Annotated in this window: 30 protein-coding genes and 1 tRNA gene; 23 read left to right on the top strand and 8 right to left on the bottom strand. The window is 66.0% G+C overall.

The window, feature by feature from the left end; translation table 11 throughout:
• Positions 1-12: 12 nt before the first annotated feature.
• Positions 13-249 carry a Cro/CI family transcriptional regulator gene (locus AC07UW_RS05115; RefSeq protein ID WP_152905141.1) on the bottom strand — a complete coding sequence of 79 codons (237 nt, stop codon included), beginning with the start codon at positions 247-249 and terminating at the stop codon, positions 13-15.
• A gap of 76 nt (positions 250-325) precedes the next feature.
• Here AC07UW_RS05115 and AC07UW_RS05110 point away from each other — a divergent pair, with 76 nt between their 5' ends.
• The gene (locus AC07UW_RS05110) at positions 326-1,033 is read left to right on the top strand and encodes a S24 family peptidase (protein ID WP_197556659.1); all 708 of its coding nucleotides are present in this window, start codon (positions 326-328) and stop codon (positions 1,031-1,033) included.
• Positions 1,034-1,035: 2 nt separating this feature from the next.
• Here AC07UW_RS05110 and AC07UW_RS05105 read toward each other — a convergent pair whose 3' ends face one another.
• On the bottom strand, positions 1,036-1,581 hold the full coding sequence (locus tag AC07UW_RS05105) for a hypothetical protein (protein WP_495211559.1): 546 nt from the start codon (positions 1,579-1,581) through the stop codon (positions 1,036-1,038).
• A 253-nt stretch (positions 1,582-1,834) separates the two neighbouring features.
• Here AC07UW_RS05105 and AC07UW_RS05100 point away from each other — a divergent pair, with 253 nt between their 5' ends.
• The 17 genes from AC07UW_RS05100 (at position 1,835) to AC07UW_RS05020 (ending at position 10,867) form a co-directional block, all read left to right on the top strand.
• Complete coding sequence (locus tag AC07UW_RS05100; RefSeq protein ID WP_495211558.1) at positions 1,835-2,350, top strand: PH domain-containing protein; 516 nt, start codon at positions 1,835-1,837, stop codon at positions 2,348-2,350.
• A complete protein-coding gene (locus tag AC07UW_RS05095; protein WP_197556657.1) occupies positions 2,347-2,631 on the top strand; it encodes a winged helix-turn-helix domain-containing protein in 285 nt (94 codons plus the stop codon). Before AC07UW_RS05100 ends, AC07UW_RS05095 begins: the two co-directional genes overlap by 4 nt.
• The gene (locus AC07UW_RS05090) at positions 2,628-2,864 is read left to right on the top strand and encodes a hypothetical protein (protein WP_495211557.1); all 237 of its coding nucleotides are present in this window, start codon (positions 2,628-2,630) and stop codon (positions 2,862-2,864) included. Before AC07UW_RS05095 ends, AC07UW_RS05090 begins: the two co-directional genes overlap by 4 nt.
• Entirely contained in the window at positions 2,861-3,046 is a 186-nt protein-coding gene (locus AC07UW_RS05085) for a hypothetical protein (protein WP_495211556.1), read from the top strand. The genes AC07UW_RS05090 and AC07UW_RS05085 overlap by 4 nt, the downstream gene beginning before the upstream one ends.
• Positions 3,046-3,291, top strand: a complete 246-nt coding sequence (locus AC07UW_RS05080) for a hypothetical protein (RefSeq protein ID WP_049404845.1) — start codon at positions 3,046-3,048, stop codon at positions 3,289-3,291. The genes AC07UW_RS05085 and AC07UW_RS05080 overlap by 1 nt, the downstream gene beginning before the upstream one ends.
• Positions 3,292-3,308: 17 nt before the next feature.
• Positions 3,309-3,515: a hypothetical protein gene (locus AC07UW_RS05075; RefSeq protein ID WP_100553720.1), complete on the top strand. Its 207-nt coding sequence runs from the start codon at positions 3,309-3,311 to the stop codon at positions 3,513-3,515.
• Between the two features lie 9 nt (positions 3,516-3,524).
• On the top strand, positions 3,525-3,980 hold the full coding sequence (locus AC07UW_RS05070) for a hypothetical protein (protein ID WP_197556655.1): 456 nt from the start codon (positions 3,525-3,527) through the stop codon (positions 3,978-3,980).
• Positions 3,977-5,023 carry a hypothetical protein gene (locus tag AC07UW_RS05065; protein WP_495211555.1) on the top strand — a complete coding sequence of 349 codons (1,047 nt, stop codon included), beginning with the start codon at positions 3,977-3,979 and terminating at the stop codon, positions 5,021-5,023. The genes AC07UW_RS05070 and AC07UW_RS05065 overlap by 4 nt, the downstream gene beginning before the upstream one ends.
• The gene (locus AC07UW_RS05060) at positions 5,020-5,946 is read left to right on the top strand and encodes a UvrB/UvrC motif-containing protein (protein ID WP_495211554.1); all 927 of its coding nucleotides are present in this window, start codon (positions 5,020-5,022) and stop codon (positions 5,944-5,946) included. Before AC07UW_RS05065 ends, AC07UW_RS05060 begins: the two co-directional genes overlap by 4 nt.
• Entirely contained in the window at positions 5,939-6,187 is a 249-nt protein-coding gene (locus AC07UW_RS05055) for a hypothetical protein (protein ID WP_197556652.1), read from the top strand. Before AC07UW_RS05060 ends, AC07UW_RS05055 begins: the two co-directional genes overlap by 8 nt.
• 4 nt (positions 6,188-6,191) lie before the next feature.
• Positions 6,192-6,383, top strand: a complete 192-nt coding sequence (locus AC07UW_RS05050; protein ID WP_197556717.1) for a hypothetical protein — start codon at positions 6,192-6,194, stop codon at positions 6,381-6,383.
• Positions 6,376-8,520 (top strand): DNA cytosine methyltransferase, encoded by a 2,145-nt coding sequence (locus AC07UW_RS05045; protein ID WP_197556704.1) that lies wholly within the window; start codon positions 6,376-6,378, stop codon positions 8,518-8,520. The genes AC07UW_RS05050 and AC07UW_RS05045 overlap by 8 nt, the downstream gene beginning before the upstream one ends.
• Before the next feature lie 8 nt (positions 8,521-8,528).
• Positions 8,529-9,131, top strand: a complete 603-nt coding sequence (locus tag AC07UW_RS05040; protein ID WP_495211553.1) for a DUF1643 domain-containing protein — start codon at positions 8,529-8,531, stop codon at positions 9,129-9,131.
• A 186-nt stretch (positions 9,132-9,317) separates the two neighbouring features.
• A complete protein-coding gene (locus AC07UW_RS05035) occupies positions 9,318-9,641 on the top strand; it encodes a hypothetical protein (RefSeq protein ID WP_197556716.1) in 324 nt (107 codons plus the stop codon).
• On the top strand, positions 9,638-10,219 hold the full coding sequence (locus AC07UW_RS05030) for a hypothetical protein (protein WP_197556651.1): 582 nt from the start codon (positions 9,638-9,640) through the stop codon (positions 10,217-10,219). Before AC07UW_RS05035 ends, AC07UW_RS05030 begins: the two co-directional genes overlap by 4 nt.
• Complete coding sequence (locus AC07UW_RS05025) at positions 10,216-10,626, top strand: hypothetical protein (RefSeq protein WP_197556650.1); 411 nt, start codon at positions 10,216-10,218, stop codon at positions 10,624-10,626. The genes AC07UW_RS05030 and AC07UW_RS05025 overlap by 4 nt, the downstream gene beginning before the upstream one ends.
• Positions 10,613-10,867 (top strand): AlpA family phage regulatory protein, encoded by a 255-nt coding sequence (locus AC07UW_RS05020; RefSeq protein ID WP_197556649.1) that lies wholly within the window; start codon positions 10,613-10,615, stop codon positions 10,865-10,867. Before AC07UW_RS05025 ends, AC07UW_RS05020 begins: the two co-directional genes overlap by 14 nt.
• A gap of 77 nt (positions 10,868-10,944) precedes the next feature.
• Here AC07UW_RS05020 and AC07UW_RS05015 read toward each other — a convergent pair.
• The 4 genes from AC07UW_RS05015 to dtd all read right to left on the bottom strand — a co-directional run bounded on the left by AC07UW_RS05015 (position 10,945) and on the right by dtd (position 14,033).
• Positions 10,945-11,020: transfer RNA gene (locus AC07UW_RS05015), tRNA-Ile, on the bottom strand.
• Between the two features lie 44 nt (positions 11,021-11,064).
• The gene (locus AC07UW_RS05010) at positions 11,065-11,376 is read right to left on the bottom strand and encodes a hypothetical protein (RefSeq protein WP_495211552.1); all 312 of its coding nucleotides are present in this window, start codon (positions 11,374-11,376) and stop codon (positions 11,065-11,067) included.
• Positions 11,377-11,651: 275 nt separating this feature from the next.
• A complete protein-coding gene (gene rpoD, locus AC07UW_RS05005; RefSeq protein ID WP_495211551.1) occupies positions 11,652-13,502 on the bottom strand; it encodes an RNA polymerase sigma factor RpoD in 1,851 nt (616 codons plus the stop codon).
• Positions 13,503-13,592: 90 nt separating this feature from the next.
• A complete protein-coding gene (gene dtd, locus AC07UW_RS05000; RefSeq protein WP_312705771.1) occupies positions 13,593-14,033 on the bottom strand; it encodes a D-aminoacyl-tRNA deacylase in 441 nt (146 codons plus the stop codon).
• Positions 14,034-14,093: 60 nt separating this feature from the next.
• Here dtd and AC07UW_RS04995 point away from each other — a divergent pair, with 60 nt between their 5' ends.
• From AC07UW_RS04995 to AC07UW_RS04980, 4 genes are all read left to right on the top strand, one after another.
• The gene (locus AC07UW_RS04995; RefSeq protein ID WP_363734065.1) at positions 14,094-15,014 is read left to right on the top strand and encodes a lauroyl acyltransferase; all 921 of its coding nucleotides are present in this window, start codon (positions 14,094-14,096) and stop codon (positions 15,012-15,014) included.
• Between the two features lie 74 nt (positions 15,015-15,088).
• The gene (gene ribA, locus AC07UW_RS04990) at positions 15,089-16,222 is read left to right on the top strand and encodes a GTP cyclohydrolase II RibA (protein WP_495211550.1); all 1,134 of its coding nucleotides are present in this window, start codon (positions 15,089-15,091) and stop codon (positions 16,220-16,222) included.
• A 112-nt stretch (positions 16,223-16,334) separates the two neighbouring features.
• Positions 16,335-16,811, top strand: coding sequence for a PH domain-containing protein (locus AC07UW_RS04985; RefSeq protein WP_394123373.1), 477 nt, complete (start codon positions 16,335-16,337; stop codon positions 16,809-16,811).
• Positions 16,808-18,349: a PH domain-containing protein gene (locus AC07UW_RS04980; protein WP_495211549.1), complete on the top strand. Its 1,542-nt coding sequence runs from the start codon at positions 16,808-16,810 to the stop codon at positions 18,347-18,349. The genes AC07UW_RS04985 and AC07UW_RS04980 overlap by 4 nt, the downstream gene beginning before the upstream one ends.
• Before the next feature lie 136 nt (positions 18,350-18,485).
• Here the strand turns inward: AC07UW_RS04980 and AC07UW_RS04975 are convergent, their stop codons facing one another.
• On the bottom strand, positions 18,486-19,544 hold the full coding sequence (locus AC07UW_RS04975) for a CDP-glycerol glycerophosphotransferase family protein (RefSeq protein WP_336032837.1): 1,059 nt from the start codon (positions 19,542-19,544) through the stop codon (positions 18,486-18,488).
• Between AC07UW_RS04975 and AC07UW_RS04970 the strand changes: the two genes are divergently transcribed.
• The gene (locus AC07UW_RS04970; protein WP_312110434.1) at positions 19,543-20,349 is read left to right on the top strand and encodes a glycosyltransferase family 2 protein; all 807 of its coding nucleotides are present in this window, start codon (positions 19,543-19,545) and stop codon (positions 20,347-20,349) included. The two genes, AC07UW_RS04975 and AC07UW_RS04970, sit on opposite strands and share 2 nt — an antisense overlap.
• 25 nt (positions 20,350-20,374) lie before the next feature.
• On the opposite strand, the gene AC07UW_RS04965 is transcribed toward AC07UW_RS04970, so the two are convergent.
• On the bottom strand, positions 20,375-21,550 hold the full coding sequence (locus AC07UW_RS04965) for an O-antigen ligase family protein (RefSeq protein WP_495211746.1): 1,176 nt from the start codon (positions 21,548-21,550) through the stop codon (positions 20,375-20,377).
• Positions 21,551-21,650 lie beyond the last annotated feature (100 nt).

Below are 21,650 nucleotides of genomic sequence, written 5' to 3'. Positions count from 1 at the left end.
GCGGATGTACGGTCAGGCCGCATCTACCGGAACGATCCGGTCGGCGTCGGGGTCGGCCTCGGGTGGGCGTTCGAGTGCCTGGAAATGGGCAGGCATCAGCACGAACCGCAGCTTCAGCGCCCACAGGTCATCGATCTGACCATCCGGCCATTGATAGACAGCCGACGGGGTGATTCCGAGAGCGCGCGCAAGCGCGGCGGCATTGCCGTCAAAGGCGGCAATGGCTTCTTCCTTGGTTATCCGGGGCATGTTCATTGCCCTATATAAGCACGCTTTCATGTGCTGTGCAAGCACGCTTACTTAACGGACTAATAAGCTCGCTAACATGACTACTGCCCTTGCCTCCCGCCTGAAGCGCGCACGATCAGAGTGCGGCATCACTGAACCCGCAGACGCGGCGCGTCGCGCCGGCATTACTCCGTCGGCTCTGTATCAACTTGAAGACGGGAAAACGAAGTCGCTGAGCGGCGAGACAGCGGTGAAGCTTGCTCGCGTGTACCGGCCTTTCCGCGTTGAATGGCTGATCACCGGTGAGTTGCCTGAGCGCTGGGACGAGTCTCATAGCTCTGCGATATCAACCAGTGAGACGCCTGCTGGCTATGTTCGCCTCCGAGTAATGGAAGGCGAAGCATCAGGGGGCTTTGGCGCAATGAATCAGGATTACCCGGACGTGGTCCGGGAGCTCGACATCGCAGAGTGGCAGGTCCGCCAGCAACTGGGCTTTGTGCCCGAGGGCGATCGCGTGCGACTGGTCACTGTGCGCGGTGATTCGATGTATCCAGACATCAAGAACGGCGATGTGGTGTTCGTGGACGTCGCCAAGGACTACTTCGACGGCGACGGGCTGTACCTGATCAACCTTCATGGGCTGACCTACGTGAAGCGCCTACAGCTATTGCGCGACGGTCTGCACGTCATCAGCACCAATCGGAAGTACCTGAGCGAAGTCGTGCCGCCACAGGAAGCGGATCAGCTTCATGTAGGCGGCAAGATTCTAGGACTTGCGCTGTTGCGAAGCGCTCAGGAAGTCTGACGCTAGAAGGATTTAGCGCGCTGCTGCTGGCGCGCTTGTTCCCTGGCCTTTTCGGCATCGGTGTACACCAGGATGATGCCCGTATTGACTGCCCCAACGATCCCATTGAACTGAACGTACGCACCAGGCAGTTCCCAGACCGCACGGGGACTCGTGAAGCTCGCACCGACACCGGAAATGACTTTCACCGTGTCCTGCTTACTGGGTGTGCCCAACTTCTGCTTTAGCTGTTCGAACAGTTCCTGGGCATGCACAAAGCCATCTGTCGATACTGATAGACCTTCGACTACCCCATTGACCACTACGGCGCTGACCGATCCTGTGCCAGTCGGCCTTTTGTTGCTGAGCGGCACTACGGTCAGGTTGTCGTTGTTGCGCGTATCGGTGCGTGCACCCGGTCCCATTCCTAACGCAGCCCAGCACGCTGTCTTTGCAGCTTCCAGCTTGTAGACGGATCCGGCATACGGAATCTGCTCTTGCGGGCATTCGGGGCCCAGCGGCGCGCCAACCATGATCCCCATGAACTCGAATGGAGTGCCGATAGGCACTTCAGCTCTAGGTGAGCCCGCATCTGTCTGGATCGGCTCCCGCTTTACAACAACCAGAGGCGGCGCATCTGCGTTCGCAGTCCCAACTCCGCTACATGCCACGAGCAACAAGGCTTTACGCCAGTCCATTCCTTTTCCCCTGCTCCGATTCAGGCCTAGCGTAGAAGCACGCTGAATAAGCGTGCTTGCATTGCCCGTATAAGCGTGCTTTTATAGTCGCGCAGCCGGCTTCTGCCGCCCACGGAGAAATGCAATGCCCCTGACCCTCAGCACAAAGCGCACCGCACGCGTCGGCCTGGCCGCACTGGCGTGCTTCATCCTCCTGGGCGTGGTCGCCTGGGCCAACCCGGCCGATAATCCGGCAGCGACCAACGTAGACACCCCGGATGGGCTGGTAATCACCAGCCCGCGTATCTGCGCAGCCCTTGCCGTCTACGAGCTGGCAGCCGCCGACGATTGGGGCCTGCGCGCCACCATCGCCAGCACCAGCCTCAACGCCTTCCGCAACGCAGAGCGTGTGCCCGACTGCGCCCCCGGCATCACCAAGGCCCTCACCCAGAATTTCCAGCCTGCGCACTGGCAGATGGCCCTCGACGCGGCCGACGCCGTACTGAACGGGTCCTATCAAGTCTCCCCGGCGGCATGCGTCCGGGCCAATGCGGTTGTCCCCCTGTCGACCGCAGACGGCAAAGAGCCGAGCGCCTCACCGGTGCTGGCCCGGGCGCAGTGCGTCATGCATGACCTGGCTTTCGTGGAGGTGATCCCGTGATCACCGGCCTCCGCACCGAGCCGCGCGCCGCGATGGTTGGCGGCCTCCGCATGCCGCTCAGCCCCACCGAATCGAAGGTGCTACAGCTGATCATCGACGCTGGCGACACGCCGATAAGCCGCGCGACGCTGGAAGACCAGTTGTATGGCTCCAACGGCCGGAAGTCGAACACGGTGGAGGTGACCATCTGCCGTCTGCGTCAGAAGCTGCTGCAGCACGGATATCGCATCAACGCTACTCGCGGCCGTGGCTACACCATCAGCCAAGGCGGTGTGGCATGAGCGCACTCCACGTACCGCTGACGCGCTTGCGAGCTGCAGCGGTAGTCGATGCCGTGCACCGCGTGGCCGTGCGGCTGGGCTATGGCCCTGCCGATGCAGGCTTCGCTGCGGCATTGGCCCGACAAGACTTCATCTCCGGCCGCTGCAGCGCCGCTCGTGCCATCAGCGAAGCCAGAGACCAGTTGCGCACCGCGATGCGCATATCCACGCTCTGCGCCGGAGGCCAGTCATGAAGGCCCCAGCCATCAAGATGCCACCACCGACCCTGACGCCGGATCAGCGCGCGGCGCTGGATCGCGCCAAGAGGCCAAGTCTGCACCCGTACCGCGTGCACCAGGCTACCGCCCAGGCGCAGCGTGAAGCTGCAGAGCGCCGTGAGCGCATCGCCCCTGGTCAGCACAGGATGGTGCGGTGATGGCCGGCCTACGCTTCCTGGGAGGCGGCATCGACGCTGTGATCGCCAGCACCATCCAGCCCACCCCTGAGCAGCGCCTGCAGCGCTACAGGGTGGCGCTGGCTCTGCACCCTGACCGCTTCCACGCACTGCGCGTGCACTTCGGAGAGGTGCAGCAGCGCGCGATCAAGGCCGGACACCGCATCAACTACGCCGCTTGGCAGAAGCGCATGCCAGCGCTCTGGCCACCGATGAGTCGCGGCTGACGCAGAGGTCGGTGCACGTGGACCACAGGAACCAGCTCGACATCTTCGACCACGACCCAGCCCGGTTGGCCAAAGCGAACCGTGCAGCCGCCGAGCATGCGCTGACCGACCCGTTCTTCTCTGCACAGGTCCGACAGGACCGGCACGACTACTACATCACCGAAGCCGAGCGCCTTGAACGCCTGGCAGCCATGGCCGAGAAGCCGGCCACCACCGCAGCCTGAGATCTCCCGATGAAACAGCCTCAGCCCAGCACCAACCTTGCACCCACTGGTGCGCCAATTCCGGACAGCGCGATCGAAGCGTTCCGCGCCGCCTACGCCACCCACGGCACCCAGAACGGTTACGCCGATGCCCTCCGCGCCGGCCTAGCCGCTGCAGCGCCGCTGATCAGCCAAGACGCCATGCTCTCGTTGGAGCAGGACGCGCACAACTACCTGGTGCAACAGCTGGACGTAGCACTGAACGGCGAGGCCAACGCTTCGCGCGCGCCGGCACTGGCCGACCTGCTGAGCCAGTGCCAGGCGGAATCTCGGCGCCGCTGCGGTCCAGTGTTGACCACGATGCCGATCAGTGCGCAGCACCACCTGCGACAGGTGTTCAAAGACTTGGCCGATGGCGCCCGCAGCTTGAGCGACAGCGCAGTCCGTGAAGTGGTGCTGATGGGTACGACGGAGGTGCGCCTGTGACCACCGACAAGACCCCCGCCACCCTGGCGACCGCGAAGCACGGCGGATGCGTGCAGTTGGGCACCTCGGAGCGCGAGCGGTTTGAGGCGTTTGCAGATGAGCGGGGTCTGGACACCACGAAGTGTTCCGCTAGCGGCATGAAGGATCACTACGACGATCTCAGCACTGCTTGCTGTTGGGACGCATGGATGTGCGCCCTCTCCGCCCAGCCCTCCCCGAGTGGTCAGGGGGATGCGTGGGCCATCAAGCTGGCGCGTGAGTCGGCATTCGCCCACAGCAGCGAGCACGCCTACCTGCCGCAGACCCGTGAAGAGGCCAACAACTGGCAGCCGCACGAGTGGGTTATTGCCGCGATCCAGACCGCTGCCCATGGCGCCCCCAAGCCGGAGGGCCAGGAGCCGATCACGGTGGAGGCCGTGGCCGAGATCTTCAACCATCCAGAGTACGGCCTGAGCATCAACTGGCTTCTGGAAAACGGCATCGGCGAACTGCAGGTCGGTGACGTACTGATGGTGTCCAATCGGGCAATCACCGATGAAGACGGCGCCGGCGAGGTCTATGCAGCGCCGCCCGCGCAGCAGCCCGCCCAGGTCTATCTGGACGGCTTGGATCGCGCGCTAGGCGAGGCCATCGACCAGCGCGACCGCTACCACGAAGTAGCCGACGATCTGGCCGGCCACATAGCAGCCATCACTGGCGTAGCTATCGGCGAACACAGCAGCACCAACTGTCCCTGGCAGAACGCCATTGAGGCGGCGGAGGAGTACAAGCCCGCGCAGGCCGTGGACCTGGGGCCCGCCGTGATCCCGGACACGCCGGAGGTGCGCGACATTCTTGGCCGCCCCAACTTCTGGTGCAGCCCGTGGGCCAATGTCCTGCGTATGCGCGGTGACACGATCCCGCGCAAGGCGGAGGAAGAACAGGCAGCCGTGATCCGGTTCATGCTGAATCACTACCTCTCCCACGGCGCCGCTTGGGCCGAAACGGCTGGCGCCGAGTTGGATGCGATCCGGAAGGACGAGAGCAAGGAGGTGGCCCCGTGAGCGCGCCCTCTCGTACCGGAGTCGTCAGCTTCGGCGATGCGAGCCTCAACGTATGGGAAGAGCCTGGCATGCCCCTGACGTTCGGCAACGCCTGGGAGCGCCAGTTCAAGGCTGACGTGTTCGCCCGGATCGTGCAGCAGTTGAATCGGATGGGCTGGGCATGCGAAGTGCCCGCGGAAATGATCGAACGCTATGGGATCAACTTCGCGCGACGTGACCGCTACTGCCGGAAAGGCGACTTGCACGCGCAGCTGAGCATTGGCGGCAGACACATCGAGCTGATCGTCTGGCAGGAGCTGCACAACGTCTCCAGCCCCAACGGCGGGCGCTACGACTTCGACAAAGAGCAGCGCATGCCGTATCTCCTGCGCCTGCAGATGGAACACACCCGTCGAAAGCTGCGCGACTACCTGGTCAACGTGTTCGATGGCTATTCCTTCCAGGCACCCACGATCACCAGTCCCAATCCATGCCCTCTGGCTTACTTCAACGAGCGCTGGGATAGCGAATACGAAAAGAGGCGCGGAGCCCACCGGTTCGACCGCGGCGTCGACGGCTGGCCTTCTGAAAAGGCGCTCCGGAGCTGGTGCAGGAAGGATGCAGACGGGGTTGCCCTCCAGCATGGCGACGTGCGTTGCATTCGCGACAGGCAAGGCCGGGTGCGCAGGGGACGGGTTTACGGCGGCATCAACGGCATGTGGATGCTTGTCTATGGTCCTGGCCAACGTGACCACATGCACGAGATCGCTGGCAATTTCTTTTCCTACGTCCCGGGTTTGCCACGCAAGGTGGTTTCGGCCTATCAGTCCAACAAGCGGCTGCAGCAGGAACTCGCCCAGGCGATCAGCAACCAGAACTTCGAGCGCGCCATCGTCCTGCGCAATGTGATAGCACAGCGCGCGGAGGTGGGCACCCATGGGTAACTTCATCGGCCATGTCCACTTGGATGTGCGGGGCGCACTCAAAAACATGACCCGGCGCGAGCTGGCCAACATGTTCACCAACTCCACTACGGGTCGAAAGCTCACCGCTGACGAAGCTAAAGACGTACTGATGGATCACCTGGCCGCCGGCCACAAGGTCATCCCGCTCGGACCGGCCTGCGAGGGTTTCGACTACACCGGCGGCGGTTGCCCTGGCCACGAGGTCGCACCCCATGGGTAAAGGCATGCCTATCGGCCTGTGCTGCGTATGCGATGACCCGCTCGACCTGAGCGATGCGGGTATCTGCAAGACCTGCGGTAACGGCTTCTGCTGGAACGAGTGCGGCCAGTGGCATCGAGGCGAACACACCTGCTCCACCTGCATGGACGCCGACGAAGGCGACCAGGACGACGACGAGGAAGATTCTGATGGCTGACGGCTCCCGCTCCTTCAACTTCCCAGCCCCGCAGCGCTCGCGCCTGCGCCCAGGCGAAATCGTGGTTGATCTGTTCGCCGGCGGCGGCGGTGCATCGGAAGGGCTCAAGCAGTCCTTGGGCATCGATCCCGCACTGGCCTACAACCATGACGAGTTGGCCATCGGCATGCACGCTGCCAACCACCCGCTTACCCAGCACCACCGCGAGGATATCTGGCACGCCGACCCGCGCGTGGACGTGGCAGGGCGCCCCATCGGTTGGTTCCATGCCTCCCCGGACTGCACGCACTTCAGCCAGGCCAAGGGCGGTCAGCCGCGGAGCAGGAAGACCCGCGCCCTGTCGTGGGTCGTGCTCAAGTGGATCGGCATGCTGCAGCGCGCGGATCTGCTCAACGGGACCAACACCGCTCCGCGCATCTTCTCCATGGAGAACGTGTGGCAGATCCTCACGTGGGGCCCACTGGTGGCCAAGCGCTGCAGCAAGACCGGCCGCGTCGTCACTCTGGACCTGATCCAGGCCGTCGATGAGGGCACCGGGAAGCCCGTATTCCGCAGGGGCAAGCCGGTGATGACCAATCGAATTGCCGACAAGGGCGAGCGCGTCCCCGTCGAGCGCCAGGCACTTGTGCCTGACAGGCGCCACACCGGACGCACTTGGCGCCAGTTCGTCGCCGCCCTGCGAGCGCTGGGCTACGTGGTCGAGTGGCGCAAGCTGGTGGCCAGCGACTACGGCGCCGGCACCAGCCGCGAGCGCCTGTTCTTGCTCGGCCGCCGGGACGGCGAGCCCATCGTGTGGCCCGCTGCCAGCCACGGCCCCAATCCGGGCCAGACGCCGACCGTCACCGCTGCCGACTGCCTGGACTTCTCCATTCCCTGCCCGTCCATCTTCACCCGTGCACGGCCGCTGGCCGACGCGACCATGCGCCGCATCGCCAAGGGCGTCATGCGCCACGTCATCAAGTCGGCTGATCCGTTCATTGTCCCCGTGACGCACCAGGGCGGCGACCGTGTGCATGACGTGCGCGAGCCCATGCGCACGATCACTGCCGCCAACCGCGGCGAGTTGATGCTGGCCGCGCCGGAACTGGCGCCGTTCCTCACTGAGCATGCCAACGCCAGCACGCAACGCACGATGGCCGCGACCGAACCGCTTCGCACCATGTGCGCCGAAGTGAAGGGCGGACACTTCTCGGTGGTGGCACCGACGCTGGTGCAGACCGGCTACGGCGAGCGCGAGGGCCAGGCCCCTCGCTCCTTGGACCTGCAGCAGCCGCTGGGCACGGGGGTTGCCGGCGGCGTCAAACATGCCGTCGCCGCCGCTCACCTGGTGAAGTTCCGAGGCGACAGCATCGGATCGCCCGCGACCGAGCCGGTTCCGACAATCACCTCCGGCGCAGGCGCAGCGCGACCGGCCGGCGCAGCACACGCCTTGGGCCTTGCTTCCGCTTCGCTGGTAACCCTGCGGCGGAACATGGTCGGCGCCGATGTACGGACGCCGCTCACGACAGTTGCAGCGCAGGCCGAACACCATGCGGTGGCAACTGCCTTCCTTGAGCAGGCCAACGGCGGTTTCTATCAGGGCGACGGCAACGATGCGCGCGACCCCGTGAGCACCATCACCGCCAGCGGCAGCCAGCAGCGCCTGGTCGCTGCACACCTGACGGCGATGGCGCAGAACGTGGTGGGGAACGATCTGCGCGTGCCTCTGCCGACCGTACTCGCCGGTGCAACGCGCTTCGCCGAAGTGGAATGCACCCTGAGCCCCGAACAGGAAGCCGGCGCCCTGCGCGTCGCCGCCTTCTTGGTGAAGTACTACGGCAGCGGCATCGCCGTGGATCTGCGCGACTCTCTGGACACGGTCACCACCAAGGATCGCCTGGCGCTGGTCACTGTCCACATCCAGGGCACGCCCTACGTCATCGTGGATATCGGCCTGCGCATGCTCAAGCCGCACGAGTTGTACCGCGCGCAGGGTTTCCCAACCGGGTACATCATCGATCGCACGGCCAACGGAACGCCGCTCACAACCAGCGCCGCCGTCCGCATGGTGGGCAACAGCGTCAGCCCGCCGCCGCTGCGCGCCTTGGCCGAGGCCAATCTTGACCGGGTGCCGGCCGACATGGCGGTGGCTGCATGAGCACGTCCATGGCTGACCAGCTGCTCCCCACCGCGCCGGTACTTCGCCGGCGAAACAAGGTCATTTCAGCGGCGGCTGCCAATTCTAGTAGCCCCCATCGAGAGGACACCGAAATGCAAAGTGCTGTCATCAGCGACTGCGGCCACTATCGCTACCTGCTCTCCCGCCCCAGCGAAGTGCTGCAACCGGAGCGCGGCACCGCCCTGTTCTTGATGCTCAACCCCAGCACGGCCGATGCCTCGGTGGACGATCCGACCATTCGCCGGTGCCGTGGGTTCGCCAAGGCATGGGGTTGCAACGGCCTGACCGTCGCCAACCTCTTCGCCCTCCGCTCGACCGATCCGGCGCAGCTGCTGGTGCACGCAGATCCAATCGGACCTCTCAACGATGACTGGCTGCGGCGGGTCGCGCGCGAATACGGCGATGTGGTGTGCGCCTGGGGCGCCCATTCGATGGCGTCCGGCCGTGGCGCCATCGTCGCGCGGCTCATGACGGACGCTGGCGCGCGGTTGTGGTGCCTCGGCATCACCAAGCATGGCGCGCCCAGGCACCCCCTCTATGTGCGCGCCGACCAGCCGCTGTTGCCGTGGCCGGAGCCGCACCGTGACTGACCGACTGCCTATCGCAACACAGGCGATCCACACCGCCCGGGTGTTCCTGAGCGAGTGCCGCGCGCGCCGGCATGGCCACGGTTTCTGGTTCGCATTCAGTGCTGCTCAGCGCGCGCGCCAGCGCGCCAAGCCCCAGCGACCGCAACCGGCTCTGCCGCCCCTTCCGGCCCAAATGGAGTTGTTCCCATGAGCCCTGGCCGCAACGCCGCTTCCATCCGTGCAGCCCTACGCGGCCGTGCCCCTTCCCACGTGTCGGCGCGCGACATTATCCGCCGGCATTGCCGAGAGCACGGCAAGCAACTCGCCAGCCTTGCTCCTGCATGGGGCTGTAAGGAGTTCAGCGTGTGGCGCGCATTTGGTCGAACCACGCGCCCGCTGCTGCCGCACCAGGTGGAAGGTGCGATCTCAGTCCTGCAACTGGACGAGTTCGATGCCAACGAACTGCGTCTGCGCGCAGCGCGTGAGGCCGGCTGGAAGATCGACCCGTCAATGCTGCTGGAGGAAGCTTGAGCACCAACACCAGCATCGATCCGCCCCCCATTAAGGGCGCCCCCCTCGTGAGCGACACGCTGAGGTCCATGCGCGACGCGGCACGTGTGGGCGATCCTATCGCTGCAGCAATCGTTGCCGAATGGTTCCTGGCCCTCCGCAACCAACTGTTCGCCGACCAACGTCCGGTAAGGCTTGAGGAACTGGGCACAGGAACGCCCTACTGGATCCAGATCGATGAGCAGCAGTGGCATCTCGCGCGAAAGCGCGGTCGACCGGTCCGTGCTCTGTACGTTCACCCGCTGCCGGGCGAGCGCTCCACAAGCCGCCGTGACCACAAATGGTCAGCCGATCGAACCCACTGCGTCGTTTGCAATGACCCTTTCGATTGGGCCGAGGCGTATTGCAATCCGCCCCGAGCGCCGCAGTCAATTCCCGTCAAAGTCCAGCCGTTCAATCCCAGCTGGTTCCTACCTGCCCTTGAACGGCTCGAGCGGGCACTGAAGCGAGAGAGCAAGCAGGAGCGGGACAAATGGAACCGTGAAATTGCCCAGTTGCGCAAGTCGATCGAACAGCACACGAAGGAGAAATCGCCTTGAACGTCGAGCACAACATCGCCGCCGCCGGTGACCGGTCAGCACTGGTCAATCAGCAGCGCGCGGCCATTGCGGTTGCAGCAGCGCTCGAAACTGCGCTGACCAGCACGCATCCCGCCAGCGGCGGCGGCCGCGCACTGACCTTCACGTTTGCCGGCGAGCCGCAGCTGCAGGCCGCGTGCGACGCCTGGCGCGCATACGCCCTCGCCACGATCGATACGCCGGCGCCTGTAGCGGCGACAGCGACCCAGCGGCTTACGGCCCAGATCGGACTCGCCCTCTTCAATGACCCCACCATGGACCTGACACTGATCGCGAGCCTGGTAACCACTGCACGCTCGAATTCACAGACCGCGCTGCTGCCGGCGGTCGCCAATGAAGCAACGGAGGTCGGCCATGGGCGCAGCTGAGAACATCCCAGAAGTCCTGCTAAAGCTCGAGCAGGTTGAAGCCCAGACCGGAATGAAGAAGAGCTACATCTACCGCGAGATGGAGAGGGGCACCTTCCCACCAAAGCACAAGGTCGGTGGCGGCACTCGCTGGTACCAGAGCGATATCCAGCGTTGGATTCGCGCACGCAGGAACGCTCCTCAGTGGACGCCCGATGATGCAGGGCAACCCGCGGCCAACTGCGACAGCAGCGGAGCGTAAACGGTCACCGAGCGGTCACCGGGCGGCGCTGGCTTGACGAAGAAGGCACTGGGGATGATCCTAAGTGCCTGATTCGATGGTGGGCCCATCAGGATTCGAACCTGAAACCAAGGGATTATGAGTCCCCTGCTCTAACCGTTGAGCTATAGGCCCTGCGCAGCGTCACAGTGTAGTGGAGCACGGCCGGAATCGGCTACTCAGCCGGCAGCAGCAAGCGCCTCGCCAACACGCTGCAACCGTCTCTCCGCCATCCCCGCCAACCGCTCCATCTCCTGCAGATGCGCCTGGAACAGCGCCACCGCCTTCATTGCGCCCTCCAGTCCCTTCGGGTTGCCACTGGCAAACCCCGCAACCAGCTGTTCTCCCGATTGCGTCAGCAGCGCCAGCGTGGCCCGTCGGGCGAAGCCCAGCCGATCCTCCAGCTCGTCCTGCATGACGTCCTCCCACGTCATCAACGGCGGGAAATCCAGGGCAGCAACAACAGGCACATCGTGTTCAACAGCCTTCATGGCCAAGCTCCAGATGCTCAACAGGGTTGATGCAGCAGATACACGCATTGCACGTGTCCCCGCAGCGCGTCCGCCTCGGTGCCGGTGATCCGGCCCGCCCACGAGGTGTGTTGAGCACCTGCGACGCCAGAGTGCGTTTGTCGCCCCGGAACGTCAAAGGGCGGATGCGTCAACGCCAACGGGAGCCGAGCATGGCCGCAACTCCACACCGGATCCCCCAAAGAAAAACCCCGCCGAAGCGGGGTTTCTCTCAACACGTCAGCACTCGCTGGAGATCAATCGATATCCAGGAAGCTGCGCAGCTGTTCCGAACGGCTCGGGTGACGCAGCTTGCGCAGGGCCTTCGCTTCGATCTGGCGGATGCGCTCGCGGGTCACGTCGAACTGCTTGCCGACTTCCTCAAGGGTGTGGTCGGTGTTCATGTCGATGCCGAAGCGCATGCGCAGCACCTTGGCTTCCCTCGGGGTGAGGCCGGCCAGCACGTCGCGCACGGTTTCAGAGAGGTTGATGTTGGTGGTGTTCTCGATCGGGGACTCCACATTGGTGTCCTCGATGAAGTCGCCCAGATGGGAATCCTCGTCGTCGCCGATCGGGGTTTCCATCGAGATCGGCTCCTTGGCGATCTTCATCACCTTGCGGATCTTGTCTTCCGGCATGTCCATTTCCTTGGCCAGCTCCTCCGGCGTGGCCTCGCGGCCGTACTGCTGGAGCATCTGGCGGGAAATGCGGTTCAACTTGTTGATCGTTTCGATCATGTGCACCGGAATACGGATGGTGCGCGCCTGGTCGGCGATCGAACGGGTGATGGCCTGGCGGATCCACCAGGTCGCATACGTGGAGAACTTGTAGCCGCGGCGGTACTCGAACTTGTCCACGGCCTTCATCAGGCCGATGTTGCCTTCCTGGATCAGATCGAGGAACTGCAGGCCGCGGTTGGTGTACTTCTTGGCGATGGAGATCACCAGGCGCAGGTTGGCCTCGACCATTTCCTTCTTGGCCTTGCGCGCCTTGGCTTCGCCATAGGCCATGGCACGACTGAGTTCCTTCAGCTCGTCCAGGTCCAGCAGGGTGACCTTCTCGATGTCGATGGTGGCCTGCTGCTCGGACACGATCTGGTCCTTCACTTCACGCAGCGCCGAAGACCACTTCTGCTTGCGCTTCAGTGCGTCTTCCACCCATTCCAGGTTGGTCTGGTTGCCTTCCCAGGAACGGATGAAGTCCTTGCGCGGCATGCGGGCAGTGACGGTGGCCAGGTTCAGCACGCGGCGCTCGTGGGCCTTGACGCTGCCCATGGTGTCGCGCAGCTGCTTGGTCAGCACGTCGGTCAGCGGCAGCGGCAGCTTCAGGGTGACGAACACCGCCGACATCTCCTCGCGGAGCTTCAGCAGGTTCTTCTTGTCGCCCTTGGCGGCAGCCTTCTTGAAGGCGTTGAGGGCATCGCCCAGCGCCTGCATGCGCGCAGCCACTTCCTCCGGATCCGGACCGGTCGGCGCGGCTTCTTCATCGCCGCCGTCGACATCGTCCTCTTCCTCGTCGGCGTCGGCATCGGCGTCGTCCGCGTCATCGGCCACCACAGCGGCCGGGGCCGGCACTTCCTCGGACAGGTCATTGAAGCCGACGATCACTTCGGCAAGGCGCTTGCGGCCTTCCTTGTGCGCTTCGTAATCGGTCAGCAGCGATTCGACCGACACCGGGAACTGGCCGAGTGCGGCCTGGACCTGGGACAGGCCTTCTTCGATGCGCTTGGCAATGGCGATTTCGCCTTCGCGGGTCAGCAGCTCGACGGTACCCATTTCGCGCATGTACATGCGCACCGGGTCGGTGGTACGGCCACCTTCGGTGTCGAGCGCGCTCAGCGCGGCGGCAGCTTCTTCGGCTGCGGTGTCGTCGACCTCACGGTTGCCCGTGTTGCCGTCATTGAGAAGCAGGGTTTCCACATCCGGAGCAACTTCATGGACATCAATGCCCATGCCGTTGATCATGCCGATGATGTCTTCGATCTGTTCCGGGTCGACCATGTCGTCGGGCAGATGGTCATTGACTTCGGCATAGGTCAGGTAGCCCTGTTCCAGGCCCTTGCTGATCAGTTGCTTGATTTCGGATTGGGCAGGACGTTCGTTGGCCATGTAGTGCTCGCGCCACCGGCTAGGGGGAAATAGGGAACGTAGCATTATACCAGCCCGGGGCCCGGCCTGCCGGGCGGTGGTCCCGGTGGCCTAGGGCCTGAGGAGGAAGGTCACGGGACCGTCGTTGACCAGGCTGACGACCATATGGGCACCGAAGCGGCCCGTTTCCACCCCCGGCGCGTGATTTTCACGACAGATGTCGACAAATCGATTGAACCCGCGTTCAGCCTCCTGCGGCGGTGCCGCGCTGGTGAAGCTCGGCCGCATGCCGGAACGGGTGTCCGCGGCCAAGGTGAACTGGCTGACCAGCAGCAGGCCGCCGCCGGTATCACGCAGCGAGCGGTTCATTTTGCCGGCCTCATCTGCAAACACACGGTAGCCGAGCACGCGTTCGGCCATCCGTTGCAGCTGGGCCTCGGTATCGCCCGGCTCCATGCCGACCAGGGCCAGCAGGCCGGGGCCGATCTGCCCTACCGCTTCACCTTCCACATGCACGGCAGCCTGGCTGACACGTTGAATCAGGACGAGCATCGGCGGGCTTCCAGGCAAGGGCCGGCCACGATAGCAGCGCCCTTGGCTAAACTGGGGCCGATGAATCCACACCGCAAAGCCCGGCTGGTCTACCGCGCCACCACCCTGTTCGCCCGCCTGCCCTGGCCACTGCTGCGCGGGTTCGCGCGCGCCCTGGCCTGGACGTGGGTGCGCCTTGATGCCCGCGAGAGCCGCGTCACCCGCCGCAACCTGGAACTGGCCTACCCCGAGCTGGACGCGCCGGCGCGCGGCCGCCTGCAGCGTGAACTGCTGCGCTCCACCGCCCTGCAGGCCATCGAGACCCTGCGCCTGTGGAGCCGGAAGCCCGCCGACAACCTGCGCCTGCACCTGAAGGAGCGCCACGGCCAGGCCCTGTACGACGCGGCCCTGGCCAGCGGCAAGGGCGTGATCGTGGCGGCCCCGCACTACGGCAACTGGGAGCTGCTGAACCAGTGGCTGGCCTCGCGCGGCCAGATCGCCATCGTCTACAAGCCGCCGGAGGACGAGGCCAGCGATGCCTTCCTGCAGATCGTGCGCGGCGGCGACAACGTGCAGCAGGTGCGTGCCGAAGGCCCGGCCGTGCGCCAGCTGTTCAAGGTGCTCAAGGACGGCGGTGCCACCGGCATCCTGCCCGACCAGCAGCCCAAGGCCGGCGACGGGGTGTTCGTGCCGTTCTTCGGCGTGCAGGCGTTGACCATGACCCTTGTCAACCGCCTGGCCGAGCGCACCGGCGCGACCGTGCTGTATGGCTGGTGCGAGCGCATCGGCCCGGACATGGAATTTGCCCTGCACATCGAGCCGACCGACCCGGCCGTGGCCGATCCGGACCCGCACGTGGCGGCCACCGCGCTCAACGCGGGCATCGAACGCATCGCCCGCCGCGACCCGGCGCAGTACCAGTGGACCTACAAGCGCTATACGCTGCGGCCACCGGGCAGCGGCGAGGAAGACCCGTACGCGACCGACGAACATCCGCACTGAGAGCCGCTGCACCGGCCTGCGACACACCGCCGCAGCACGTTGAATACGACGCTGGCGCCCCCATAGAGACACCGATGTCCGCCTCCCCCGGTCCTGCCATGTCTGCTTCCTCCCTGTTCGGTGACCCGGCAGCGATCCGCTGCGAGCGCGCAGTCGCCGAACTGCGCGCCGGTCGCCCGGTCCTGCTCCACGATGGCCAGGGCCAGCGCCTGGCGGTGATCGCGCTGGACAGCGCCACTGCCAGCAGCTTTGCCGCCTTCGCCAGCGCCGCGAGCGAGCGCCATTACCTGTATCTGACCGCCACCCGCGCCCGCGTGCTCGGCGTGGAGGCGCCCGAGGGCGCGCGCCTGCCACTGGCTGGCGTTGCGTTCGATGCCCTGCCCTCGTTGGGCTACCTGCGCGAACCCGGACCGATGCCCGCAGCCTGGAGCGCAGGCGATGCGTTCGATGCCGGCGCGGTGGAACTGGCCCGGCTGGGCCTGCTGTTGCCGGCGATGGTGGCCGTACGCTTGGACCCAGACGACGCCACGTTCGATGGCGCGGCCGAGGTTGCCCTGTGCGATCTGGCCGAAGGCGCTGCGCACGCCGCACATGATTACGAACTGGTGGCACGTTCGCCGGTGCCGCTGCGCGACGTCGGCATGACCACCTTCGCGGTGTTCCGCGGTGGCGTCGCCCAGCGCGACCAGGTTGCGATCATCGTCGGCGAACCGGACCTGTCCGCAGTGGTGCCGGTGCGCGTGCATTCGTCCTGCCTCACCGGCGACCTGTTCGGTTCGCTCAAGTGCGATTGCGGCGACCAGTTGCGACGTGGCCTGCGCAAGTTGAAGGAACTGGGCGGCGGCGTGCTGCTGTACCTGGACCAGGAAGGCCGCGGTACCGGCATCGCCGCGAAGATGCGCGCCTACGGTTACCAGCATGACGGCCTGGATACCATCGAGGCCGATGCGCAGCTGGGCTTCGGCGCCGACGAGCGCCGCTATGGCAGCGCGGTGGCGATGCTGCGCGGGCTGGGTGTATCCCGTGTTGCCCTGCTCAGCAACAACCCGACCAAGGCACAGCGCCTGCGCAATGCCGGCATCGAAGTGCTGGACTGTATTCCGGTCACCGGCGAGATCACCGCCGAGAACGAGCACTACCTGCGCACCAAGGCCGACCGCGCCGGCCATCTGCTGGATGTCGACGCGCTGATCCAGGCCGCCCAGTAACGCGGGCGACCTGCTAACGTCTGCGCGGTGCGGCCATCACCGCGCCTGCCCGCCCTGCTGCCCGACGGACGCCCGCGTGACCGAACTTCCTTTGCCTGTTGCTGCCACCGAAATGCCCCTCGACCACTGGCACCCCCTGCCGCGGCGCGCTGCCCGGCTGGCGGCACTGGAGGGCGCCTTCGGCGGTCTGTTCATCCCCGGCGCACCGCTGGTCGCCCTCTGGTGGTTCTTCGATCTTCCGGGTGGTCTGTGGGCGGCGATGCTGGGCCTGCTGGTCGGCCTCGCCTTCGGTGGCTGGATCGGTCATCGCCGCATGACCCGCACCCGCTGGCGGCTGGACGCGCAGGGTCTGGGCCTGCGCCGCGACCTGATGTGGCAGCTGGAGACCCGCATCCCCATTTCGCGCGTGCAGCACCTGGACCTGCGTCGCGGGCCTCTGGAGCGGCGTGCAGGCCTGGCCACGCTGATCGTGCACACCGCCGGCACCCGCCTGAGTGCGGTCACCGTCAGCGGCCTGGACGAAGCCGATGCCGAGCGCCTGCGTGACACCCTGGCCCATCAGCTCGACCAGGACGCCGACGCCCTGTGAGCCTGCCGCCGCCCCTGCCGCCGTCGCTGCCCAGCGGTGGCGAAGAGCATCGACTGCACCCGTGGTCGTGGCTGTTCGTACTGCTTATGCAGCTGCGCCACTATTTCCTGCCACTGGTCGCGTTGCTGGTGTTCGGCCAACGCGGCGACCGCGATCCGATGTGGGCACAGTTGATCCCGTTGACCGCCATCGCCGCGCTGGTGCTGGTGTCGGTGCTGCAGTACCTCAGCTACCGCTATCGCATCGGCAACGATGCGATCACCGTGCGCAGCGGCCTGCTGGCGCGCAACCGGCGCGAGATTCCCTTCGCCCGCATCCACAACGTGGAAGTGCGGCAGAACCCGTTGCACCGGTTGTTCGGGGTTGCCGAACTGCGCCTGGAATCGGCCGGCGGGGTGCGTCCGGAAGCGGAGATGCGCGTGCTGCGGCTGGACCAGGCGTTGGCCCTGGAACAACTGGTGCGCCAGCGTGGACAGGCGCCCCAGCCAACGCCGGGCGACGCGCCGGCTGCCGATGTCGTGCCATCCGACGACGAGCAGGTACTGCTGCGCCTGTCGAGCTGGGATGTGCTGCGCATGGGCTTGCTGTCCAACCGTGGCTGGGCGCTGGCGATCGCCGCCTTCGGCGTCCTGTTCCAGACCGTACCGCGCCAGACGATGGACGATGCCATCCAGCGCGGTGGGCGCGAGGCCTTCGGCTACGCCAGCCATCTGCATGCCGGGGTGACCGGTGGGCTGGTGCTGTTGGCGGCGGCGTTGCTGCTGGGCTGGCTGTTGTTGCGGGTGCTGTCGGTGGTGTTGACGCTGCTGCGCTATCACGGCTTCACCCTCAGTGAGCGCGAGCGGCGCCTGACCGTCTCCACCGGCCTGCTCAGCCGCACCCGCAGCAGCGTCGCGCGCCGCCGCATCCAGGCATGGACGCTGGGCGAGAGCACCCTGCAGCGCTGGTTCGGGTTGCGCCAGCTGCGTATCGACAGCGCCGCCGGTGGCCCCGCGCGCGACGACGACCGCGCGCTGCGCGAACTTGCTCCTCTGGCTGGCGCGGGCACCTGCGACGACCTGGTGCGCCATCTGCTGCCACAGCTGCAATGGCCACCACAGCAGTGGCAGCCGATACCGCAACGCGGTTGGTGGCGATTGTCGTTGTCCACCCTGCTGACGGTGCCGTTGCTGACCGCCGCGCTGTACTGGCGCTGGGGCCTGCCGGCCTTGGTACTGCTGGCCTGGCTGCCGGTCAGCCTGTTGATCGCGCACCGGCAGATGGCACGGATGGGCTGGCACCTGGATGGCCAGTTCGTGGCGGTGCGAGGTGGCTGGTGGAAGCGCTGGTGGCGCTGGGCCGAGCTGGACAAGGTGCAGGGCCTGCGCCTGCAGCGTTCGCCGCTGGACAAGCTGCTGGGTACGGCCAGCCTGCAGCTGGACACCGCCGGTGCGCATGGCGATGTGGCACTGGCACTGCGCTACCTGCCGCAGGCGCGCGCACATGCCTTGATGGAAGAACTGGCGACGGCGCTGGCACGGCGCAAGCTGCGCTGGTAAGCGGTCGATCGTTGAACCGCCATCCACGCATGGCGTGGATCTACTACTACACGCGCTGCTCTACGGTAGTGGCGGCCGCTGGCCGGCAAACGCAGGCATTCCGGTGGTTGCCGGCCAGCGCCCGGCACTACCCACATCAACGCTGCGACGGCCCCCAGTAGCCTAGGTCCTTGCGGATCTGCAGGTCCCGGACCCAACTACCAAACGGCTTGCGACGCAGCGTGCCCATCTCGCCGGACAGGAAATCCTCGGTGGCGGCGATCACCCGCTCGCTGGACAGGCCATCGCGGTAGGGGTGGATGGCATCGGCGTAGCGCACGATCTCCGCCTGCAACGCAGCATCGGGATGCAGCGCGTGCGCCAGCATTGCCGGCAACTGCTGCGGATCGTCGAAATCGATCATGTGCGGCTTCGGCACGCGGTTGCGGAAGGTCACCACCGGCTTGTGCTGGACGATGAACTCGGAAACGATCGATGAGGTGTCCGATACCAGCACGTCGGCGGCGCGCTGGGCGGCCATCACCTGCTCCGGTTCGATGAACCGCGCATTGGCGCCGGCCAGCGCGCGGTAGCGTTCGAACAGTTCCGGCGGGCACTTCGGATGCAGGGTCAGCAGCCAGTAGTGCTGCCCGGCGGCGATGTCGGCCGCGATCTGCGCATGCAGGTGCGGGGCGGCGCTCAAGCGCTCGGTAAAGGTAGATCCAAACAGGATCACCGGGCGTCCACCGGCTGCACTGCGCAACGCGGCACTGTCGCCGCCGTCGTCGCGGAACAGCGGGTCCAGCTTCGGCCAGCCGGTTTCCGCCACGGCGAAATGGCCCTGCACTGCCGCGATCTCGCGGAACGGCGCGGTGGTGGCAGGGCCCTGCGTGCAGTACAGGTCGAACATGCCGCGCACCCGGAAGTGGCCACGCGCACTGTCGCGTTTTTCCACGTTGAAGCCATGGAACAGCTGCACCTTGGCCCCCGACAGGAAGGTCGGCACCCAGTTGGCCGCGCTGAACACCGCCCGCGGCCGCATCGCCAGGGCCTGCTTCAGGCCGATGTTGGGCACGCCGGGCAGCTGGCTGCCAGCCGCACCATCTTCGAACCAGGCCGCCACTTCCTGGCCGGAAGCGTGCAAGGCCTGCACCAACGGGGCGAGAATAGGCAGCGCATAGCGCTCCGTCGCAAACAACAGGTACCCGGCCATCATGTCCTCCACGACCGCTCCCATCGAACGGCCTCGCATCTCGGCCTGCATTATCGCGTTCAACGAGGCCGGGCGCATCGGCGACTGCCTGGCCTCGCTGGCCTTCTGCGATGAGATCGTGGTGGTGGACTCCCTGTCCACCGACGCCACGGTGGCCATCGCCGAGGCTGCCGGCGCCCGCGTGCTGCAGCGTCCGTTCGATGGCTTTCGCAGCCAGAAGGCGTTCTGCGTCGAGCAGGCTACCCACGAGTGGGTACTGTGCCTGGACGCCGACGAGCGCATCAGCCCGGAACTGCGCACGGCCATCGAGCAGGCCCGCGACGGCGGCTTTGCAGGTCATGCGGGTTACCGCTTCGCGCGCCTGTCGGAGTACTTCGGCAGGTTCCTGCGCCACGGCAATGCCTATCCGGACCGGGTGCTGCGCCTGTTCGACCGCCGCCAGGGCGGCTGGCGCGGCAAGCGCGAGATCCATGAGGCGGCCAGCGTCGATGGCACCGTCGGCACCCTGCGCGGGGACCTCATCCACTTCCCCTACCGCTCGCTGCAGCAGCAGCTGGCCAAGACCGAGAAGTACGCACGGATGATGGCCGAGCACGAGTTCGCGCGCGGCAAGCGGGCCACCCTCGGCAAGCTGGTACTGGCGCCAGCCTGGCGGTTCTGGCGCGGCTTCCTGTTCCGTGGCGGCTTCCGCGACGGCTGGCATGGCCTGGTGTATGCCTATGTGCGCGCCAACTATGTGCGGCAGAAGACCATCATGCTGTGGATGCTGGGCAACGGTCAGGCCGTGTCCGACCCGCCCAACCCCTGAACGGGAAGTCGGCCAGGGCTGGACGCTACGGCGCGATCTTTGCCCGGTGCCGGGCACCTTCCACGATCGACAGGCCGGTCAGCAGGCCGACGATGGTGACGTAGAAGCTTGCGGTCATCTGGTGCGCGAACATCGACTGGGTCAGCCCGCACAGGATGTAGGACACCACCACCATCACGCCGGCGGCGGCGGGGCCGCGGAAGGTGGTGTGCCCGCTGCGCCGGTGCAGGCGTACGAATACCCAGAGGGGCACGCCATACACGGCCAGAAGCAGCAACACGCCCGGCAGGCCCTGGGTAGCTCCCCACTCGGCCAGATCGTTGTGCGCATGGCGCAGGTGGCAGCGGATTTCCTGCGGGTTCTCGCGGCAGACCGGCACCCGCTTCATGGCCGTGTCGAAGTGGCCGATGCCTATCCCGGTCAACGGATGATCGAGGAAGGTCTCCCACGCCACCTGCAGGCGCTCGACGCGCGCCCCGGCCGAAGAGTCACTGTCACCCTGCTCCATGCGCTGCACATCGCTGTGCAGTTCGGACAACCGCACCTGGTGGCGCAGTTCGGGCACCGACAGCAGCAGGGTCGCGCCGATGGCCAGCATGCCGGCAAGCACTGAAAGACGCGCCACGCCGGTGCGCCAGCGCAGGCTCAGTGCCAGCACCACCAGCAGCGCCAGCAGAGCCGCGAACACGCCTCGGCTTCCGGTCAGGATGATGGTTCCGCACCCGGCGGCCATGCCGACGATTACCAGCGACCAGCGCCGCGACGGCCGGCAGAACACCAGCAGCACCATCAGCATCATCACGATGTCGGCGAGCACGATCGCGTTGGTGAACAGTTCGGCGCGTGGCGCGCCCTGGGCCACCTGCAGCGCCGAAAGCACGAAGGTGCCCACCAGCCCGGCCAATGCACCGCGCCACAGCCAGCGCATGTCCGGGCGCAGCGCACACACCCACAGTGCGATCCACGGGATGACCAGGAAGCGGGATCGATTGTCGACATCGCGCAGGCCCTGTTCGAACAGCACGACCGACACGAGGGCCATCGCCAGCACCGCCAGCATCAGCCAGCTGAGGACCTTGATCGGCTGCATGTCCATACGCCGAGCCTGCCACAGCAGGCCGGGCACCATCGCCGTGCTGACCAGCAGCAGCAGCGCGTAGGGCAACAGGTTGATCGGAATCGTCAGCACCAGCGCCGGCATGCAGAACAGGCCGATCTGCGCCAGCCAGTGCGCCGCACGCGGACGCCTCCCTGCGGGGACGCCCAGCGGATCGCCGATCGTGGATTCCAGGTTGTGCTTT

It is taken from the genome of Stenotrophomonas sp. GW821-FHT02D01, from assembly GCF_059421765.1.
This window is presented reverse-complemented; position numbering and strand designations above follow the sequence as displayed.

Excerpts from the sequence above, each read along its gene's own strand:
- AC07UW_RS05110 (WP_197556659.1), top strand. The coding sequence starts at position 326 with ATGACTACTGCCCTTGCCTCCCGCCTGAAGCGCGCACGATCAGAGTGC.
- AC07UW_RS05090 (WP_495211557.1), top strand. The coding sequence starts at position 2,628 with ATGAGCGCACTCCACGTACCGCTGACGCGCTTGCGAGCTGCAGCGGTA.
- AC07UW_RS05080 (WP_049404845.1), top strand. The coding sequence starts at position 3,046 with ATGGCCGGCCTACGCTTCCTGGGAGGCGGCATCGACGCTGTGATCGCC.
- AC07UW_RS05010 (WP_495211552.1), bottom strand. The coding sequence starts at position 11,376 with ATGAAGGCTGTTGAACACGATGTGCCTGTTGTTGCTGCCCTGGATTTC.
- AC07UW_RS04970 (WP_312110434.1), top strand. The coding sequence starts at position 19,543 with ATGTCCTCCACGACCGCTCCCATCGAACGGCCTCGCATCTCGGCCTGC.
- AC07UW_RS05100 (WP_495211558.1), top strand. The coding sequence starts at position 1,835 with ATGCCCCTGACCCTCAGCACAAAGCGCACCGCACGCGTCGGCCTGGCC.
- AC07UW_RS05020 (WP_197556649.1), top strand. The coding sequence starts at position 10,613 with ATGGGCGCAGCTGAGAACATCCCAGAAGTCCTGCTAAAGCTCGAGCAG.
- AC07UW_RS05055 (WP_197556652.1), top strand. The coding sequence starts at position 5,939 with ATGGGTAACTTCATCGGCCATGTCCACTTGGATGTGCGGGGCGCACTC.
- AC07UW_RS05045 (WP_197556704.1), top strand. The coding sequence starts at position 6,376 with ATGGCTGACGGCTCCCGCTCCTTCAACTTCCCAGCCCCGCAGCGCTCG.
- dtd (WP_312705771.1), bottom strand. The coding sequence starts at position 14,033 with ATGCTCGTCCTGATTCAACGTGTCAGCCAGGCTGCCGTGCATGTGGAA.
- AC07UW_RS05085 (WP_495211556.1), top strand. The coding sequence starts at position 2,861 with ATGAAGGCCCCAGCCATCAAGATGCCACCACCGACCCTGACGCCGGAT.
- ribA (WP_495211550.1), top strand. The coding sequence starts at position 15,089 with ATGTCCGCCTCCCCCGGTCCTGCCATGTCTGCTTCCTCCCTGTTCGGT.
- AC07UW_RS05035 (WP_197556716.1), top strand. The coding sequence starts at position 9,318 with ATGAGCCCTGGCCGCAACGCCGCTTCCATCCGTGCAGCCCTACGCGGC.
- AC07UW_RS05040 (WP_495211553.1), top strand. The coding sequence starts at position 8,529 with ATGGCTGACCAGCTGCTCCCCACCGCGCCGGTACTTCGCCGGCGAAAC.
- AC07UW_RS04985 (WP_394123373.1), top strand. The coding sequence starts at position 16,335 with ATGCCCCTCGACCACTGGCACCCCCTGCCGCGGCGCGCTGCCCGGCTG.
- AC07UW_RS05115 (WP_152905141.1), bottom strand. The coding sequence starts at position 249 with ATGCCCCGGATAACCAAGGAAGAAGCCATTGCCGCCTTTGACGGCAAT.
- AC07UW_RS05050 (WP_197556717.1), top strand. The coding sequence starts at position 6,192 with ATGCCTATCGGCCTGTGCTGCGTATGCGATGACCCGCTCGACCTGAGC.
- AC07UW_RS05070 (WP_197556655.1), top strand. The coding sequence starts at position 3,525 with ATGAAACAGCCTCAGCCCAGCACCAACCTTGCACCCACTGGTGCGCCA.
- AC07UW_RS04995 (WP_363734065.1), top strand. The coding sequence starts at position 14,094 with ATGAATCCACACCGCAAAGCCCGGCTGGTCTACCGCGCCACCACCCTG.
- AC07UW_RS04965 (WP_495211746.1), bottom strand. The coding sequence starts at position 21,550 with ATGCCGGCGCTGGTGCTGACGATTCCGATCAACCTGTTGCCCTACGCG.
- AC07UW_RS04975 (WP_336032837.1), bottom strand. The coding sequence starts at position 19,544 with ATGATGGCCGGGTACCTGTTGTTTGCGACGGAGCGCTATGCGCTGCCT.
- rpoD (WP_495211551.1), bottom strand. The coding sequence starts at position 13,502 with ATGGCCAACGAACGTCCTGCCCAATCCGAAATCAAGCAACTGATCAGC.